The following is a 17,462-nucleotide window of genomic DNA, read 5'->3' on the forward strand; positions in this document are numbered from 1 at the left end:
GAGGACGAGTCGAGCGGGTCCACCGCCGGATAGATCCCCTGAGCCGCGATGTTACGCGAGAGCACGGTCTGTGCGTCGAGGTGCGTGAACGCGGTCGCCGGCGCGGGGTCCGTGAGGTCGTCGGCAGGGACGTAGATCGCCTGCACCGACGTGATCGAGCCGCGCTTGGTGGAGGTGATCCGCTCCTGCAGCGCGCCCATCTCGGTGCCCAGCGTCGGCTGGTAGCCGACCGCGGACGGCATGCGGCCGAGCAGCGCGGAGACCTCCGAGCCGGCCTGGGTGAAGCGGAAGATGTTGTCGATGAACAGCAGCACGTCCTGCCCTTCCTCGTCGCGGAAGTACTCGGCCGCGGTCACGCCGGTGAGCGCCACCCGCAGGCGCGAGCCGGGCGGCTCGGTCATCTGCCCGAAGATCAGCGCGGTCTTCTCGATGACGCCCGACTCCTTCATCTCGTGGTAGAGGTCGTTGCCCTCGCGGGTGCGCTCCCCCACCCCGGCGAACACCGAGATGCCGCCGTGCTGCTTGGCGATGTTGTTGATCAGCTCCTGGATGAGCACGGTCTTGCCCACGCCGGCGCCGCCGAAGAGGCCGGTCTTGCCGCCGCGGGTGTAGGGCTCGAGGAGATCGACGACCTTGATACCGGTCTCGAACATCTCGACCTTGGTGGACTGCTGGTCGAACGGCGGCGCGGGCCGATGGATCGGATAGAACTTCGTGCTCTTGATGGGACCGATCTTGTCGACCGGCTCCCCGGTGATGTTGATGATGCGGCCCAGCGTCTCCTTGCCCACCGGAATCGAGATCGGCTGCCCCGTGTCGTCGACCGGCATGCCGCGCGTGAGGCCGTCGGTGGCCGCCATCGCCACCGTGCGCACCTGGCTCTCGCCGAGATGCTGCGCGACCTCGAGCACGAGCTTCGCGGAGTAGGCGAAGACGTCGGTGCTACCCGCGCCCGGCACCTCGAGCGCGTTGTAGATGGGGGGAAGCTTGCCGGGCTCGAACTCCACGTCGACGACGGGTCCGATGACCTGCACGATCTTGCCTTGGTTCATCCTGTGCTCCTCGAGGCTGACGGTTTCGGTTCCGCGGGCCGCGTTGGCAGACACCCGTTCAGTTCTTCCGGCCCTTCAGCTGCGGGGGCCTCGACATGGCCCCCGCACTCCCCCAATTGCGGACACCCGTCTAGTTCTTACGGCTCTTCAGCTCCCCCAATTCCGTTCGCGGGCTGCTCGGCGCTTGCTGCTGCGTTTCGAATCCGGTCCGCTGGCGGTTCGGCCCTAGGCTTCGACGGCTTGGCGCAGGGCTTCGGCGCCGCCGACGATGTCCAGGAGCTCCTTGGTGATGCGCTCCTGGCGCGCCTTGTTGTACTGGATCGTGAGCACGCCGATCATCTCTTTCGCGTTCTTGGTGGCCGCTTCCATCGCGGTCATGCGCGCGCCGTACTCACCCGCCACCGACTCCATGAGCGCTCGGTACACCTGGGTCGTCACGTGTCGCGGCAGGAGCGCGGCCAGGATCGCCTCCGGGCTCGGCTCGTAGATGTAGTCGCCGACGACCTCGCCCGGCCCGTCCCCCGCCTCCCCCGGCTCGATGGGCAGCAGCTGCTCGCGCTTCACCCGCTGCACCGCGACCGAGCGGAACTCGTTGTACATGAGGTGGACCTCGTCCACCTCGCCGGCGAGGTACTCCTGCATGAGGCCGCCGGCCAGCTCCTGCGCGTGCGAGTACGCGAGCCGGTCGAAGAAGCCCAGCATCTCCGACTTGATCTGGTACGGGCGCCGCCGATAGAAGTCCCGCGCTTTCTTGCCCACCACCACCAGGGTGACGCTCGTGTCGCCCTGCTCGCGGAGGAACGCGAGCGACGCGCGCAGGATGTTGGAGTTGAACGCCCCGCACAACCCCTTGTCCGCGGTGACGATCACGAGCCGCTTCCGCGTCGGCGGCCGGCGCACCAGCAGTGGATGCGCCTCGCCCTCGGCCCGGCGGACCAGACTCGAGAGCAGCTCGGCCATCTTCACCGCGTACGGCCGCGCGGCCAGGATGCGATCCTGAGCGCGACGAAGCTTGGCCGCGGCCACCAGCTTCATGGCCCGGGTGATCTTCTGGGTCGACTCGACGGAGCGGATCCGTCGCCGGATGTCGCGGAGCGTGGCCATCCCGATTCGTCCTAGGCGGCCTTGCTGCCGCGCGCGGCCGTGAACTCGGCCTTGGCCGCTTCGATCGCGGCGGCCAGCGTCGCGCGCAGCTCGTCGGTCAGCTCCTTCTTGTTGGCGACGTCGCTCAGCACCTGTCCGTGCTTGCGATCCAGGAACCCGAACAGGAACTCCTCGAAGGGCCGGATCTGATCCACCGGCATGTCGTCGAGCAATCCCTGGGTACCCGCGAAGATGATGGCGATCTGCCGCTCGACCGCCAGCGGCTGGTACTGCCCCTGCTTGAGCAGCTCGACCATGCGCTGACCGCGCGCCAGCTGCAGCTGGGTGGCACGGTCGAGGTCGGAGCCGAACTGGGCGAACGCGGCGAGCTCGCGGTACTGGGCGAGGTCGAGGCGCAGCTTGCCCGCGATCTGGCGCATGGCCTTGATCTGGGCCGATCCGCCCACGCGCGAGACCGAGATCCCCACGTTGACCGCGGGCCGAATGCCGCCGTAGAACAGGTCGGACTCGAGAAAGATCTGCCCGTCGGTGATCGAGATGACGTTGGTGGGAATGTAGGCCGACACGTCGCCGAGCTGGGTCTCGATGATGGGCAGCGCGGTGAGCGAGCCGCCCCCGAGCTCGTCGTTCAGCTTGGCCGCGCGCTCGAGCAGCCGCGAGTGGAGATAGAACACGTCACCCGGATACGCCTCGCGCCCCGGTGGCCGCCGCAGCAGCAGCGAGAGCTGCCGGTACGCGGTCGCGTGCTTGGACAGGTCGTCATAGATGCAGAGCGCGTGGCGGCCCGAGTCACGGAAGTACTCGCCCATCGCGCAGCCCGCATAGGGGGCGATGTACTGCAGCGGTGCCGACTCGGACGCCGAGGCCACCACCACCGTGGTGAAGGCCATGGCGCCGGTGTCCTCGAGGACCTTCACGACCTGGGCCACGGTGGAGCGCTTCTGGCCGATCGCCACGTAGAAGCAGAAGACCCCCTGCCCCTTCTGGTTGATGATCGTGTCGACCGCGATCGCGGTCTTGCCGGTGCCGCGATCGCCGATGATCAGCTCACGCTGACCGCGCCCGATCGGGATCATCGCGTCGATGGACTTGATGCCGGTCTGCAGCGGCTCCTTCACCGAGCGCCGGTCCACCACGCCGGGGGCATAGCGCTCGATCGCCCGGAACTCCTTGGCGTCGATCGGGCCCTTGCCGTCGACCGGCTGGCCCAGGGCGTTGACCACGCGGCCCACCAGCGCCTCGCCGACCGGCACCTGGGCGATGCGCTTGGTGCGCGACACCGGGTCGCCTTCCTTGATCTTGGTGTCGTCGCCGAGGAGCACCGCGCCGACGTTGTCGGCTTCCAGGTTCAGGACGAGCCCGTACACGCCGCCCGGGAACTCGAGCAGCTCTCCGGCCAGCGCCTTCTCCAGACCGTAGATGCGGGCGATGCCGTCGCCCACCTCGATGACGCGCCCGGCTTCCTTGAGGTCGACCTCGGCCTCGTAGCCCTGGAGCTGTCGCTTGATGATGTCGGTGATCTCTTCCGCCTTGATCATGGGCTATCCCCCTGCGAGCCGCTGGCGCAGGCGCGCGAGCTGGCCGTCGAGACTGCCGTCGAGAATGAGGCTGCCGACCTGCGCGACGAAGCCGCCCAGCAGCGTCGAGTCCACGCGCTCCTCCAGCAGGATGCGCTTGCCGAGCGCTCGCTCGAGCCGCGCCGAGAGCTCCTGCTTCTCCTGGTCGGTGAGCGCGACCGCCGACCGCACCCGAGCCCGCGCCTGCCCGTGCTCGGCATCCACCAGTGCCCGATACGCGGACACGATCTCGGGCAAGTGATCCGCGCGGCCACGCTCGGCCACCAGCCCCACGAAATCCTGGACCAGCTTGCGCGCGCCCGCCTTCTGGGCGATCGCCGCCGCGATGCCCCGCCGATCGTCGGGCTTGATCCAGGGCCGCGTCAGCACGTCGTGCACCGCCGCCTCGCCGCCGACGATGGCCGCGACCTGCGCGAGCTCACGTCCGACCGCGTCGCTGTCGCCGCTGTCGCGGGCCAGCTCGTAGACCGCCTTGGCGTAGCGCCGGGCCGTCGCCTCGCGCGCGCGCACGGGCTAGTTGGCCTTGTCGACGCGCGCGATCGCGTCCGCGACGATCCGGCGGTGATCCTCGTCGTGCAGGCTCTTGCGGATGAGCCGCTCCGCCACCGTGATCGCGAGCTCGCTCACTTCTTGCCGCAGGTCCTGGCGGGCTCGGCGGACGTCCGACGCCAGCTCGGCGCGCGCCGACTCCACCAGCCGCGCGGCCTCGCCGCGTGCGGCCTCGACCAGCTTGCGCTGCTCCTCCGCCGCGTCCTTCAGCGCCGCGGCGCGGATGGCCTGGGCCTCGGCGTAGGCGGCCTGCAGCCGGGCCGCGTGCTCCTCGCGCTCGCGCTGCGCCTCCGCGCGGGCGGCCTGAGCCTCGTCGAGCGATTTGCGGATGGCGAGCGTCCGCTCCTCCATCTTCGTGAGCAGCGGCTTGTAGAGCAGCTTCGCGAGGATGAAGAGCAGCAGGGCGAAGTTGATCGCCTGGATGATCAGCGAGCGGTCCAGGTTGATCAGACCGCCACCGCCCTCGCTGGCGAGGACCGCCACGGGCGTGGCCCCGAGCAGGAGCGCAGCGATGGCGAGTACGCGAATCATATGAGTTCTCCGGCTGAGCGCTTTTGTGAAAGAAGGAACAAACGGAACACGAGTATCGCCGCGGCCGTTACCCCTGTCAAGAGACTTCGGCCCGTGCGATGACCCCTCCGCCGACGACGAGATCGCCCCGGTAGAACACCACCGATTGACCCGGGGCCGGCGCGCGCTGGGCTCGCTCGAACCGCACCCGGACAAGCCCGTCCTCCGTCGGCTCGATGGTGGCGGCGGCCGGCTCATGCGTATGGCGGATCTTCGCCTCGACGGCCAGCCGGCCCTGGAGGGCCGGAATCGAGATGAAATTCGGCTGCTCGGCCAGGATGACGTCGACCTCCAGCTCGTCTTCCTCGCCCACGACCACCGCGTTGCGAGACGGATCGAGGGCCGTGACGTAGAGGGGGCGGCCGGCGGTCAGACCGAGGCCCCGCCGCTGACCCACCGTGTAGTTGACCAGTCCGGCGTGGCGCCCGAGCACGGTCCCCTTCCCGTCCACGATCGGGCCCGGCCCGAAGGCGTCGGGCATCCGACGCCGCAGGAAGCCCCGATAGTCGTCGTCCGGGATGAAGCAGATCTCCTGGCTCTCCGGCTTGTCGGCGGTGACCAGGCCGAGGGTCCGGGCGCGGTCGCGGACGGCGGCCTTGGTGAGGTGCCCCACCGGGAATCGCGCGGCCTCGAGCTGCGGCTGTGTGAGCGGCCAGAGAAAGTCCGACTGATCCTTGCGCGCGTCGCGCCCCCGCCAGAGCAGGACGCGCTGCGAGTCGTCATCGCGGGTGATCCGCGCGTAGTGGCCGGTCGCGACCGCGCCCGCGTCCCACGCGCGCGCGCGCTGCAGCAGCGAGCCGAACTTCACCTCGCGGTTGCACGCCACGCACGGCACCGGCGTGCGGCCGCCCGCATACGCCCGCGCGAACGGCTCGATCACCGCACGCTCGAACTCGCGCTCCGAGTTCAGCAGGTAGTACGGAATGCCGAGGCGGCGCGCGACCGCGCGCGCATCGCCCACGCTCTCCGGCGAGCAGCAGCTGCCGAATTTCCGCGTCGCCTCCTCGGGCTCGCGCCACGGCCACACCCTGAGCGTGATGCCGATCACGTCGAAGCCCTGCTCGACGAGCAGCGCGGCGGCGACGGAGGAATCCACGCCGCCGCTCATGCCGACGACGATGCGCTCGGCCATGGCGGCGTCTATCGCGCGGGAGTCGTGATCAGCTCGACCAGTCGATCCAGCTCCTCGCGCGAGGAGTAGACGACCTCGATGCGGCCCGCGCGCTCGTTGCCGACCACGCGCACGCGCGTCGCGAGCGCGACGCGCAGCGCGTCTTCCACCGCCGCGAGCTCCGCCGAGCGTCGCACCGGCCGGCGCATCACCAGCCCTGTGCGCTTGGCCTGCACGCCCTCCTCGGTGGCGCGCACCGACCACGAGTGCGCGAGGATCTCCTCACGGAGCTTCAGCTGCTCGGAAGGGGAGTCGAGCGAGAGCAGCGCGCGCGCATGACCCATCGTGAGACGACCGGCGCGGAGGTCGGCCTGGATGAGCTCGGGCAGCTTGAGCAGGCGCAGGCTGTTGGCAACGCTGCTGCGATCGCGCGAGACTCGCTGGCCCAGCTCCTCCTGCGTCCACGAGAACTCGGCGAGCAAGCGCTGGTAGGCCTCCGCCTCTTCCATCGGATTCAGATCTTCACGCAGGAGGTTCTCGACGAGGGCGAGCTCGAGGCTCTGAGCGTCGCTCGCCTCGCGAACGACCGCGGGAATCGTGGTCAGCCCGGCGAGCTTTGCGGCCCGCCAGCGTCGCTCGCCCACGATCAGCTGGTAGCCGTCGCCCAGACGCCGCACCACGACCGGCTGGAGCACGCCGCTCTGGCTCAGCGATGCCGAAAGATCATGTAAAGCCTTGTCACCAAAGTCTTTTCTTGGCTGCTGGGGGTTCGGCGCGATGGAGTCGATCGGCAGCTCGACCGTGACCTGTGTCATGGCATCCGAGGCCGATGCCGGGCCAGGGGAGGAGAGTAGGGCACCCAGACCGCGACCCAGTCCATGCTGTCGGTTAACCATGCGAAATAACCTCCCTGGCGAGATCGAGATATGCCGTGGCACCGACCGACCGCAGGTCGTAGAGCATGATCGGCTTACCGTGACTCGGAGCCTCACTAAGCCTTATATTTCGCGGGATTATAGTCGTCATCACCTGGTTGCCAAGATGCCGTTGCGCCTCTGCTCGAACCTGGGCGGCCAGGCTGGTTCTGCCGTCGTACATGGTCAGCACGATGCCCTCGACCTTGAGGTGCGGGTTGAGGCGCTCGCGAACCAGGCCGATCGTCTTGATGATATGGGCGAGCCCCTCCATCGCGTAGTACTCGCACTGGAGGGGAACCAAGGCCGAGTCGGCAGCGGCCAGGGAGTTCAAGGTAAGCAGCCCCAGTGAAGGAGGGCAATCGATGATCACGTAGTCGTACGACTGGGCTACCGGCTCGATGGCCGCTTTGAGCCGAGCTTCCCGGTGGTCATGACTGACCAGCTCGATCTCGGCCCCGACCAGATCGATGTCCGAAGGAACGACGTGAAGGAACGGCAGCATGGAAGGTCGGACGACGTCTCCGATGGCAGCGCCCTCTAGGACCACGTGGTAAACGGTCCGCTCCAGCTCCGCCTTGTTGATACCCAGTCCGGTCGTGGCATTGCCCTGCGGGTCCAGGTCGATCAGGAGGGTTCTTCTCTCGGCAAGGGCAAGCCCGGCCGCCAAGTTGACGGCCGTGGTGGTCTTGCCGACCCCACCCTTCTGATTGACAACCGCAAGCACCCGAGCCATGGAAGAATTGAGACGAAAGTCCGCTCCAGCTGGAACACTACATCAGACGGGCGACTTCGGGAACCCATTATCTGTCGCGGTGGGTCGGCAATGTTCCACGTGGAACGCTCCCAGTGCATGAAAAATGTGGAATCTGCCTTGCCCGGGTGGGATTGACCCGATGCCCGGCACTCGCCGTTAGCCATTCCTGCGAGCGCCGCCAGCCAAGCGGCGTTCCACGTGGAAGACTCCGCGCTGCTCTCTAGGCAAGGGGCGGCTGGGCCATGCGACTCAAGTACCGGCGTCCTGAACAATATGCCGCCGCCGCTCCGAGAAAGTCGCCAGGTGCGTTCCACGTGGAACACTACTTCTCGAGGACGTGAAAGACGCGCGTACCGCTGGCTCCCGGAGCAGACACTCTGGCGACCCTGACGCCGCTCGGAACGGTTGCCTCCGGAGCAGCGGACACGATGAGGAGACCGCTCGGTTTCAGATAGGGCGCCGCAAGGGGTTCAAGACGCTCGATCCGAGCTACCGCCCGGGCGACCGCGACATCGAAAGCCGCGCGGAGAGCGGGGTCGACTCGCGTCGCTTCGTCAGCTCGACCTTCCACTACTGTAATCTCGGTCAGGTCCAGCTCCCGACAGACGGTACGGAGAAACGACACCCGCTTGCGCTTCGACTCCACTAGGCACAGGGTGAGTCTGGAGTCGGCAAGCCTCATGGGTAGGCCAGGAATCCCGGCGCCGGCGCCAATGTCGACGACGGACAGCGGCCGCCGCGGCGGCAGCGCCTTGAGGAAGAGTAACGAATCGATGAACAGGTCGCGGACGATAGCCGCGGGAGAGGCGAGCGCCGTCATGCGGTGAACCTGGTTCCAGCGCAGGAACAATTCCAGATACTGCCGGAACAGTCGCTCCTGGCGGTCAGTGGGTCGAGAGCCCAAAACCAGCTGGAGGGCTGCGAGAACCTCTTCGATGGGATCAGGTGGCCGCCGTCGGGTCACCCGGTGAGCTTACCCGGTCAGGCCTTCTTTGTCGCCCTCGCCGGCGCCTTCTCGTTCTTCCCGCTCATCCGCTCCATGTACTTCTGTTGCGCAATCTGCAGCACGTTCGAGAGGGTCCAGTACAACACGAGCCCTGCGGGCAGATTGAGGAACATGAACGTGAACACGACCGGCATGAACAGCATCATCTTGGCCTGACGCGGGTCTCCCATCACTGGGGTCATCTTCTGCTGGACGAACATCGAGATGCCCATCAGGATCGGCAGGACGTAGGTCGGGTCGTGCGCCGCGAGATCGCAGATCCAGAGATCCACTCCGAACAACCGCCCGAAACAGATGAACGGCGCGTTCTGGATCTCGACCGAAACGGAGAGGGCGACATACAGGGCGTAGAAGATCGGGATCTGCACGACCATCGGCAGGCAGCCACCGAGGGGATTGACCTTGTGCACCCGGTACAGCTCCATCGTCTCGCGCTGGAGGCGCTGAGGATCGCTCTTGTATTTCGAGCGCAGGGCGTTGACCTGCGGCTGGAGGGTTTGCATCGCCTTCATCGAGGTCATGCTCTTGATCGTGAGCGGGAAGAAGATCACCTTGGTGATCACGGTCAGGAGAATGATGGCTATACCGTAGTTGTGGGTGAACGCGTAGAAGCGATGCATGAGCCAGAGGACCGGGACAACTAGCCACTCCATCGGCAGGCCGCCGTATTCTCTAGGTACGGGGAACCCACCGAAATATATGGAGTTTTCTAGCCCAGCGCCCACGGCCTTCAGCCGGTCGTACTCCTTCGGACCCAGATAGCTCTGAGCCATCCCCTCCCAGCTCTGACCGGGAGTTAGCGCCGGAAGGCTCGTCCGCAGTGCAACCTGCCCAAACTCAAGGGGTTTCTGTGAGTCGGCCCGCGTTTCAGTCACCTTCGACTCGCCCAGCCGGAACCCGTCCGATCGGGGAATCAATGCGGTGAGATACCATTCGCTCTCGAGCCCGATCCACTGGCCGGGTCCATTGAATTCGCCAATTTTTGTCAACACTTCCCGGTGAACCGAGCCATCAACCAGGCGCACGACCCGGATGGGATGCTGTCCCTGGAATTTCTCCGGCGTGTCCTTTGGCAGCTCCACGGCCGCCTGCCAGGCCATCGCCAACTCCGCACTCTGGGCCTGGTTGTGGCGATTCTCGACCTTGATCTGGTGGTCGACCACGTAGGAGTCGGCGTGGAAACGGAGGGTTTCCGTGATCCGAAGTCCGAATCCGTCTTCACCGGTGAGGACCAGCTCGCCGGTTCCGCCACCAGCCGGCAGCGTCACCTTGTCGGTCGAAAGGTTGAACCCGATGGATCGCGCAGGCTGACCGGGTCGGTTGACGACGATTCCTCGCGACACCAGGATCCCCGGGGCGGCCATGGGCTTGGCGCCGCGATAGTGGAGCTGCCATCCCTGGACTCGGCCTCCGGCACTGCCGATCTCGGCGCGATAGAGCGGCGTCTCCACGACCGCGGTGCGCTCGGGCGCGGCCGGCGCTTCCTTGGGAGGCAGCGGCGCCGCGGCGGCTTGAGTCGACGGCGCTGCGGTCTCGGCTTGCTTCGGGTGCGGGGCCGGAGCCTCGGTCTTCTGCGCGGCCCGCTCGGGCTCCTGGCGCATGAAGATCGCCGGATAGATCATCAGCAGCGCCGCCATGAGCAGCAGCGCCAGCGTCGTTCGCTTGTCCATCATCCTCTCGAGCTTCTCATCGGCGGCGGATCGTAGCCGCCCGCGTTCCAGGGGTGGCATCGTGACAGTCGGCGCAGCGCGAGCCAGCCGCCCCGCATCAGCCCGTGAGTGTGCAACGCCGCGCGGGCGTACTCCGAGCAGCTCGGTGCGAACCGGCACGCGGCGGGCAAGAGCGGACGGATCGTGAGCTGATAGCCGCGGACGACCTGAGCGGCCAGGCGTCCTGCGCTCATGCGCGCGCCGGGCTGCGCCGCGCCGGTAGCGTCAGGGCCTCCGCCAGACGGCGCAGGTCCTCGACCAGATCGGGAAAGGCACGACTCGCCGCGCCCGGGCGGGCGATGAGGACGACCGCGACGTCGACGGGCATGTGCGGACGGATCTGCCGGTACGCTTCGCGAAGCCGGCGTCGGGCTCGATTGCGGGCGACCGCACCACGGATCTGCCGGCTCACCGCGAATCCCACTCGCCGCTCGGCCGCGCGCTGCCAGAGCGCGATGAAGCTCGGCCGTTCGTGTCGACTACCGTGCTGGAAGACCGCCTGGAACTCCGCCGCTCGCCGGAGGCGCTCGCCTCGCGGCAGCGGCAACGCCGCCTGCGTGAGCACCGCGCCGGGCTAGACCGTCAGGCGCTTGCGTCCCTTTGCCCGACGCCGCTTGAGCACGTTGCGCCCGCCCTGCGTCTTCATCCGCGAGCGAAAGCCGTGCGTCTTCTTCCGACGCCGCACATTGGGTTGAAACGTCCTCTTCATGAAAATTTCCCCTCTCGGTCAAAGAACCTGCACAGTCTACGGAGCGCTCCTCGGCAAGTCAAGGAGCGCAAGGGCCTTGCGACGGTCTGCGACGCTGTGATACGGTCGCCTCCCGCGTCAGAGATCGCGCGTGCCGCATCACACCGGCGCGCCCGGTGGCCGGCGCGGTGCAAGAACGCGCAGCGCTCGTCAGTCGCTGAAGAGTGAATGAGACGTCGCTACCTGGTCGGCCGTCGTTGCGCTCCCGAGACCCAGGCCCCCAGGAGCACTCCCGGTTATCCACATCTGTGGATAAGTTTGTGTGTAACTTCTTGCGGCGCCGACGACCAAGGGCTCGACAATGCTTGACTCTTTGTGGACCCGCGTCCTGGTCACGCTGGAAGGAAAGATCCCGGAGACCGCCATCGAGTCGTGGCTGCGGCCCTGTCGGGTCACCGCCATGGAGGGCGATCTCATCCGCGTGGCCGCTCCCAACAAGTACAGCCGCGACTGGCTCGTCCAGCACTACACCGACTCGATCCAGACCGCGGCGCGTGACGTCCTCGGCGGCAACCCGGTGGTCTCCTTCGAGGTCGATCGCGAGCCCGAGCGCGCGCCCGCGGCGCCGCGCGAAGCCCCGGCGGTGCCGCTGTCCAACGGGCTCTCGCCGCGCTACACCTTCGGCTCCTTCGTCGTGGGCAACTCCAATCAGTTCGCGCAGGCCGCCTGCCAGGCGGTGGCCGAGCTGCCGTCCAAGGCCTACAACCCGCTCTTCCTCTACGGCGGCGTCGGCCTGGGCAAGACGCATCTCCTGCACGCGGTCGGCCACGAGATCGCCCGGCTCTATCCGTCCCTGCGGCTGCTGTACCTCTCGACCGAGCGCTTCACGAACGATCTCATCAATGCGATCCGCTACGATCGGACCGCCGAGTTTCGCGCCAAGTACCGCACGATCGATCTGCTCCTCATCGACGACATCCAGTTCATCTCGGGCAAGGAGCGGACCCAGGAAGAGTTCTTCCACACCTTCAACGATCTCTACGAAGCCCGAAAGCAGATCGTGGTGTCCTCCGACTCGGCGCCCAAGGAGATCCCGGAGATCGAGGAGCGGCTCCGGTCTCGATTCGAATGGGGCCTCATCGCAGACATCCAGCCTCCCGACTTCGAGACCCGCGTGGCCATTCTCAAGAAGAAGGCGGAGATCGAGCGTGTCCGCCTGCCTGACGACGTCGCCTACCTGATCGCCAGCCGGATCAAGGCCAACATCCGCGAGATCGAGGGCTCGCTGACCCGGATGATCGCCTTCTGCTCGCTGAGCGGCCGCGAGATGAGCGTCGATCTCGCCCAGGAAGTGCTGTCCGACCTCTGGGGCGAGGAAGAGAAGATCATCACGATCGAGCACATCCAGCGGAAGGTGGCCGAGTTCTTCGGGGTCAAGCTCGGCGACATGCGCGCGAAGAACCGTACGAAAGCGGTGGCCTTCCCGCGCCAGATCGCGATGTACCTGGCCCGCCAGCTGACCCACGCGTCCCTGACCGAGATCGGCCGTACCTTCGGAGGCAAGGATCACACCACCGTGCTGCACGCGGTCGAGAAGATCCAGAACATGCTGCAAGAAGATCCAAAGTTCAAGAAGACCATCGACACACTTACCCAGAGCATCTCGCTGTGATCGGCGGGCTCGGCGCCTCTGTCCACCGCGCTGTCCACCGCCGGCTCCGTCGTAACCCTTCGCCTCACGAGGCGCTTTCCCGTCCGGCTCGCTGTCCACCGCTCCGCCTCTGCCTACGACGACGAGTTCTTCTGTTTCCTTTCAATACCTGAACAACGGAGAGACTTATGGAAGTGCATGTGGATCGTGACGCGTTCATGCGGGGGCTGCAGATGGCCCACAACGTGGTCGAGCCACGGCAAACGCTGCCGGTCCTGGCCAACGTGCTGCTGGAAGCCCAGGGCGACACGCTGCGAATGACCGCGACCGACCTCGAGGTCAGCGTGCGGGTGACCGGACCGGCCAAGGTGGTGAAGCCGGGCACCATCACGATATCGGCCCGCAAGCTCATGGAGATCGTGAAGGAGCTGCCGGCGGCGCCGCTGGCGCTCAAGGTCCAGGAGAACGCCTGGGTCGCGCTGCGGTGCGCGGGAGCGTCGTATCGGCTGGTCGGGCTCACCCCGGAAGAGTTCCCGGCGGTCGGGGACGGAGCGACCACCGGCTGGCTGACCATCGACGGCAAGGTGCTGCGGGACATGCTCGGCCAGACCACGTTTGCGATCTCCCACGACGAAAGCCGCTACGCGCTCAACGGGGTGCTCCTCGCGGTGCACGACAAGGAGTTGCGGATGGTGGCGACCGACGGCCATCGGCTGGCTCTGGCCATCCGGCAACTCCCGACGGCGGGGCCGGCCATGTCGGGGATCGTTCCGCGCAAGGCGGTCCAGGAGGTCGCCCGCATCGTCGGCTCGGGGGAGGAAGTACAGATCGCGATCAGCGACAACCAGTTCATGCTCCGGATGCCGAACGTGCTGTTGATGGCTCGCCTCATCGAGGGCACGTTCCCCAACTACGAGCAGGTCGTCCCGCGCGCCCATCCGCATCGAGTGACCCTGTCGCGGGCCGCGTTGACCGCGGCGCTGCGGCGGGTGTCGGTCCTCTCCGAGGAGCGCACGAAGCCGGTCCGCTTCCTGCTCTCGCCGGGACAGCTCAAGCTCACCGCGAATAGCCCCGACTACGGGGAAGCCGAGGAGCAGATGGAGGCGGAGTTCGCGGGTGAGGAGATCGCGATCGGATTCAACTCGCGCTACGTGCTCGACGCGCTCGGTGCGCAGGGCGGCGAGCAAGTTTTGATCGAGATGAAGGACGGTTTGAGTCCCGGAGTGTTCAAAAGCTTCGAGGAGGACGGAACCCTGTGTGTTATCATGCCCATGAGGATTTAACCTCTCATGGGAGCGAAAATCGTTGGAGATTGACAGGGTAGAACTGTCCGATTTTCGCAATTATCGAAGACTGTCGCTCACGCCATCGCCGCAGCTGAACATCCTCGCGGGACTCAATGCACAGGGCAAGACCAACCTGCTCGAAGGGCTCGGCGTCCTGCTGGTCGGCCGCTCGTTTCGCGGGGCCAAAGCCGTCGAGATGCTCGCCTGGGGAGCGCCCACTGCCTACGTGACCGGTGATATCCGGCGCGGCGAGACGGTCCGGGCGATCCGTCGCAGCATCGCTCAGCGCGAAGACGGCCGCTGGGGAGTTGGTGGAGAGGGCTGCGCCTGGACGCGAGCCATCGGGTTCGGCTGGCCCGATCTGGCCATCCTCACCGAGGGGCCGCAGGCCCGGCGCAACTTCGTCGACGGCTTCGCGGGGAAGCTCTACGCGGCCCATCTCAGCGGGCTGAGTCGCTACCGGCAGATCGTCGCGCGCCGGAACCATCTGCTGCAGAGCGGCCTCTCCGAGCGTGCGCTCCGCAATGCGCTTGCCCCATGGAACGAGCAGCTGGCGCGGGTGGGGCTGGAGCTGGTTGGCCGGCGGCGTCAGGCGGTCTCGGCGATCGAGAGCGAAGCGCGTGACCTCTATCCCGCGCTCGCCGGGGCGGGAGCCGTGCGGCTGCGGTACGCCGAAACCGCAGGCACCGGAGAGGGGATGACCGAGTTCCTGAATGCGCTGGACGCCCGGTTCGGCGAGGAGGCCCGGCGCGGCCAGAGCCTGGTCGGCCCGCATCGCGACGATCTGTCGATCGAGGTGGATGGCCGCGATCTGCGGCTCTACGGCTCCCGCGGCCAGCAGCGACTGATGGCGCTGACCCTGCGTCTGGCCGAGGTCGGGCCGGTGGCGCGGGCCATCGGGAGCGATCCGGTCCTGCTGCTCGATGACGCCCTGTCCGAGCTGGATCCGGAAGTACAGGCCCGCGTGCTGACCCACGTGACCGGCGCGGGGCAGGTGTTCCTGACCACCGCCGATGTCTCGGTTCCCGACGTCGCGCGGGTGACCTGGTGGGAGGTCCGCGAAGGACGCGTGACCGAGCCGCGACCGAGCACGATCCGGGGCGCCGCCTGATGGCCGATACGTACACCGCGAGCGACATCAAGGTCCTCGAGGGACTCGAGGCCGTGCGCAAGCGCCCGGCCATGTACATCGGTGACACGGGCGCCTACGGTCTGCACCACCTCGTGTACGAGGCCGTCGACAACTCGGTCGACGAGGCGCTGGCCGGGTATTGCGACAGCATCAAGGTGATCCTGCACTCCGACGGCTCGTGCTCGGTGGGCGACAACGGCCGCGGCATCCCGGTCGACATCCACAAGGAGAGCGGCAAGACCGCGGCCGAGGTGGTGCTGACCGTCCTGCACGCGGGCGGCAAGTTCGAGCACTCGGCCTACAAGGTCTCGGGTGGCCTCCACGGGGTCGGCATCTCGGTGGTCAACGCGTTGTCGGAGTGGCTCGAGCTCGAGATTCGCCGGCAGGGCAAGGTGTGGACGCAGCGCTACGAGTACGGGGCGCCCCAGGGAGATCTGGCCGCCACCGACAAGACGACGAAGCACGGCACCATCGTGCGCTTCAAGCCCGACGCCAAGATATTCGAGGAGACGACGTTCTCCTTCGACACGCTCTCCAACCGGCTGCGCGAGCTGGCCTTCCTCAACAAGGGCCTCAAGATCGTCATCGAGGACGAGCGCGACGGCCGCAGCCACACCTTCCTCTACAAGGGCGGCATCATCGAGTTCATCAAGCACCTGAACCAGAACAAGACGCCCATCCATCCGAAGGTGCTCTTCTTCGAGGGCAAGAAGGACAACATCGAGGTCGAGGTGGCTCTGCAGTACAACGACGGCTACCAGGAGAGCGTGTTCTCGTTCGCGAACAACATCAACACCCGCGAGGGCGGCACGCACCTCACCGGCTTCCGCGCCGCGCTGACCGGCACGCTCTCCAACTACGCCAAGGCCAACGGGTTCCTCAAGAGCTTCAAGGGGGACGTCAGCGGCGAGGACGTGCGCGAGGGGCTGACCGCGGTGGTCTCGGTGCGCATCCCCGACCCGCAGTTCGAGGGGCAGACCAAGGCCAAGCTTGGGAACTCGGACGTCAAGGGCCTCGTCCAGCAAATCGTCAACGACCGGCTCGGCGAGACGTTCGAGGAAGATCCGACCACCGCGCGGAAGATCGTCGACAAGTGCGTGCGGGCGGCCCAGGCCCGCGAGGCCGCGCGCAAGGCGCGCGAGCTGACCCGCAAGGGCGGGCGCGACGACGAGGGCCTCTCGGCGAAGCTCGCCGACTGCTCGGAGCGCGAGCCGCAGTTCCGCGAGATCTTCCTGGTCGAGGGCGATTCCGCGGGCGGCTCGGCCAAGCAGGGGCGCGACCGCAAGACCCAGGCGGTCCTCCCACTGCGCGGCAAGATCATCAACGCGGAGAAGGCCCGTTACGACAAGGTCCTGTCCCACAATGAAATCCGGCTCCTGATCTCGGCCCTCGGCACCGGCATCGGGCCCGAGGAGTTCGACCTCAGCAAGCTGCGCTACCACAAGGTGATCTTGATGACGGACGCCGACGTGGACGGCGCCCACATCCGGACCCTGCTGCTGACCTTCTTCTTCCGTCACATGGTGCAGGTGATCGAGGCCGGCCACCTGTTCATCGCCCAGCCGCCGCTCTTCAAGGTGAAGAAGGGGCGCGCGGAGCGGTACCTGATGAGCGAGCGGGAGATGGAAGAGTTCCTGCTCGAGCAGTGGGTCGAGAAGGCGAGCATCAAGGTCCCCGGCAAGGCGGCGCCGCTGCGGGGGGAGGCGCTCCTGGAAGCCCTCAAGCGGGTGCTGGAGTTCCGCGCCCTGCTCGCGAAGATCAGCCGCCGCGGCATTCCCGCCGCGATCCTCGACGGGCTGGTCCGGCGCAAGTTCCGGGCGGGCAAGCGGGGCGTGGGGGACGGGGAGATCGCCGCCGCGGTGGCGGAGGTCGCCGCGGAGCTGCCCGGGTGGTCGGCCCAGCTCGTCGGCGGCGACAATGGGGACGCGGCGATGGTGCAGGTGGTGGGTCCGCACACCGCGCAGTTCAGCATCGACGCGCTGAAGTCGCCCGACTACGCGCAGCTGCTCGATCTGCACGCCGAGATCGCGGGCATCCACAAGGGCCCGTGCACGATCGTGGACGCGGCGGAGAAGGAGGTCCAGACCGGGAGCCTGGACGAGATGATGCGCGTCATCATGGAGCAGGCCAAGGACGGAGCCACGCTCCAGCGGTACAAGGGGCTCGGGGAGATGAACCCCGAGCAGCTCTGGGAGACGACCATGAACCCGGAGACGCGCACCCTGCTGCGCGTGACCATGGAGGACGCGGTCGGCGCCGACGAGATGTTCACGGTGCTGATGGGCGACGCGGTGGAGCCGCGCCGCGACTTCATCGAGAAGAACGCGCTGGACGTGATCAACCTCGACATCTAGGA

The 17,462-nt window shown here is 67.1% G+C and carries 17 protein-coding genes; 4 read left to right on the forward strand and 13 right to left on the reverse strand.

The window, feature by feature from the left end; translation table 11 throughout:
- From atpD to rpmH, 13 genes are all read right to left on the reverse strand, one after another.
- The coding region (gene atpD, locus VKN16_12310) for a F0F1 ATP synthase subunit beta (protein HME94990.1) at positions 1 to 1,052 on the reverse strand (1,052 nt) is incomplete at its 3' end.
- 225 nt (positions 1,053 to 1,277) lie between these two features.
- The gene (atpG, locus tag VKN16_12315) at positions 1,278 to 2,156 is read right to left on the reverse strand and encodes an ATP synthase F1 subunit gamma (protein HME94991.1); all 879 of its coding nucleotides are present in this window, start codon (positions 2,154 to 2,156) and stop codon (positions 1,278 to 1,280) included.
- Between the two features lie 11 nt (positions 2,157 to 2,167).
- The gene (atpA, locus tag VKN16_12320) at positions 2,168 to 3,694 is read right to left on the reverse strand and encodes a F0F1 ATP synthase subunit alpha (GenBank protein HME94992.1); all 1,527 of its coding nucleotides are present in this window, start codon (positions 3,692 to 3,694) and stop codon (positions 2,168 to 2,170) included.
- Positions 3,695 to 3,697: 3 nt separating this feature from the next.
- Positions 3,698 to 4,243, reverse strand: a complete 546-nt coding sequence (atpH, locus tag VKN16_12325; protein ID HME94993.1) for an ATP synthase F1 subunit delta — start codon at positions 4,241 to 4,243, stop codon at positions 3,698 to 3,700.
- Positions 4,244 to 4,246: 3 nt separating this feature from the next.
- A complete protein-coding gene (gene atpF / locus VKN16_12330) occupies positions 4,247 to 4,813 on the reverse strand; it encodes a F0F1 ATP synthase subunit B (protein HME94994.1) in 567 nt (188 codons plus the stop codon).
- Between the two features lie 76 nt (positions 4,814 to 4,889).
- The gene (mnmA, locus tag VKN16_12335) at positions 4,890 to 5,984 is read right to left on the reverse strand and encodes a tRNA 2-thiouridine(34) synthase MnmA (GenBank protein HME94995.1); all 1,095 of its coding nucleotides are present in this window, start codon (positions 5,982 to 5,984) and stop codon (positions 4,890 to 4,892) included.
- Between the two features lie 8 nt (positions 5,985 to 5,992).
- The gene (locus VKN16_12340; GenBank protein ID HME94996.1) at positions 5,993 to 6,778 is read right to left on the reverse strand and encodes a ParB/RepB/Spo0J family partition protein; all 786 of its coding nucleotides are present in this window, start codon (positions 6,776 to 6,778) and stop codon (positions 5,993 to 5,995) included.
- Between the two features lie 73 nt (positions 6,779 to 6,851).
- Complete coding sequence (locus VKN16_12345; GenBank protein HME94997.1) at positions 6,852 to 7,613, reverse strand: AAA family ATPase; 762 nt, start codon at positions 7,611 to 7,613, stop codon at positions 6,852 to 6,854.
- Between the two features lie 343 nt (positions 7,614 to 7,956).
- Positions 7,957 to 8,598, reverse strand: coding sequence for a 16S rRNA (guanine(527)-N(7))-methyltransferase RsmG (rsmG, locus tag VKN16_12350; GenBank protein ID HME94998.1), 642 nt, complete (start codon positions 8,596 to 8,598; stop codon positions 7,957 to 7,959).
- A gap of 17 nt (positions 8,599 to 8,615) precedes the next feature.
- Positions 8,616 to 10,313, reverse strand: a complete 1,698-nt coding sequence (gene yidC / locus VKN16_12355; protein HME94999.1) for a membrane protein insertase YidC — start codon at positions 10,311 to 10,313, stop codon at positions 8,616 to 8,618.
- Positions 10,310 to 10,543 carry a membrane protein insertion efficiency factor YidD gene (gene yidD / locus VKN16_12360; GenBank protein HME95000.1) on the reverse strand — a complete coding sequence of 78 codons (234 nt, stop codon included), beginning with the start codon at positions 10,541 to 10,543 and terminating at the stop codon, positions 10,310 to 10,312. Before yidD ends, yidC begins: the two co-directional genes overlap by 4 nt.
- A complete protein-coding gene (gene rnpA / locus VKN16_12365; protein HME95001.1) occupies positions 10,540 to 10,914 on the reverse strand; it encodes a ribonuclease P protein component in 375 nt (124 codons plus the stop codon). Before rnpA ends, yidD begins: the two co-directional genes overlap by 4 nt.
- A 9-nt stretch (positions 10,915 to 10,923) precedes the next feature.
- Positions 10,924 to 11,058 carry a 50S ribosomal protein L34 gene (gene rpmH, locus VKN16_12370; protein ID HME95002.1) on the reverse strand — a complete coding sequence of 45 codons (135 nt, stop codon included), beginning with the start codon at positions 11,056 to 11,058 and terminating at the stop codon, positions 10,924 to 10,926.
- A 340-nt stretch (positions 11,059 to 11,398) separates the two neighbouring features.
- Between rpmH and dnaA the strand changes: the two genes are divergently transcribed.
- From dnaA to gyrB, 4 genes are all read left to right on the forward strand, one after another.
- Positions 11,399 to 12,709 (forward strand): chromosomal replication initiator protein DnaA, encoded by a 1,311-nt coding sequence (gene dnaA / locus VKN16_12375; protein ID HME95003.1) that lies wholly within the window; start codon positions 11,399 to 11,401, stop codon positions 12,707 to 12,709.
- Between the two features lie 167 nt (positions 12,710 to 12,876).
- The gene (gene dnaN, locus VKN16_12380) at positions 12,877 to 13,971 is read left to right on the forward strand and encodes a DNA polymerase III subunit beta (GenBank protein ID HME95004.1); all 1,095 of its coding nucleotides are present in this window, start codon (positions 12,877 to 12,879) and stop codon (positions 13,969 to 13,971) included.
- A 22-nt stretch (positions 13,972 to 13,993) separates the two neighbouring features.
- A complete protein-coding gene (gene recF / locus VKN16_12385) occupies positions 13,994 to 15,085 on the forward strand; it encodes a DNA replication and repair protein RecF (protein ID HME95005.1) in 1,092 nt (363 codons plus the stop codon).
- A complete protein-coding gene (gene gyrB, locus VKN16_12390; GenBank protein HME95006.1) occupies positions 15,085 to 17,460 on the forward strand; it encodes a DNA topoisomerase (ATP-hydrolyzing) subunit B in 2,376 nt (791 codons plus the stop codon). Before recF ends, gyrB begins: the two co-directional genes overlap by 1 nt.
- Positions 17,461 to 17,462: the final 2 nt, after the last annotated feature.

Source organism: Candidatus Methylomirabilota bacterium (assembly GCA_035315345.1).
In the GTDB taxonomy this organism is placed as follows: domain Bacteria; phylum Methylomirabilota; class Methylomirabilia; order Rokubacteriales; family CSP1-6; genus CAMLFJ01.

Excerpts from the sequence above, each read along its gene's own strand:
- mnmA (HME94995.1), bottom strand. The coding sequence starts at position 5,984 with ATGGCCGAGCGCATCGTCGTCGGCATGAGCGGCGGCGTGGATTCCTCC.
- dnaA (HME95003.1), top strand. The coding sequence starts at position 11,399 with ATGCTTGACTCTTTGTGGACCCGCGTCCTGGTCACGCTGGAAGGAAAG.
- rpmH (HME95002.1), bottom strand. The coding sequence starts at position 11,058 with ATGAAGAGGACGTTTCAACCCAATGTGCGGCGTCGGAAGAAGACGCAC.
- atpF (HME94994.1), bottom strand. The coding sequence starts at position 4,813 with ATGATTCGCGTACTCGCCATCGCTGCGCTCCTGCTCGGGGCCACGCCC.
- atpA (HME94992.1), bottom strand. The coding sequence starts at position 3,694 with ATGATCAAGGCGGAAGAGATCACCGACATCATCAAGCGACAGCTCCAG.
- gyrB (HME95006.1), top strand. The coding sequence starts at position 15,085 with ATGGCCGATACGTACACCGCGAGCGACATCAAGGTCCTCGAGGGACTC.
- dnaN (HME95004.1), top strand. The coding sequence starts at position 12,877 with ATGGAAGTGCATGTGGATCGTGACGCGTTCATGCGGGGGCTGCAGATG.
- atpG (HME94991.1), bottom strand. The coding sequence starts at position 2,156 with ATGGCCACGCTCCGCGACATCCGGCGACGGATCCGCTCCGTCGAGTCG.
- VKN16_12340 (HME94996.1), bottom strand. The coding sequence starts at position 6,778 with ATGACACAGGTCACGGTCGAGCTGCCGATCGACTCCATCGCGCCGAAC.
- yidD (HME95000.1), bottom strand. The coding sequence starts at position 10,543 with ATGAGCGCAGGACGCCTGGCCGCTCAGGTCGTCCGCGGCTATCAGCTC.
- VKN16_12345 (HME94997.1), bottom strand. The coding sequence starts at position 7,613 with ATGGCTCGGGTGCTTGCGGTTGTCAATCAGAAGGGTGGGGTCGGCAAG.
- yidC (HME94999.1), bottom strand. The coding sequence starts at position 10,313 with ATGATGGACAAGCGAACGACGCTGGCGCTGCTGCTCATGGCGGCGCTG.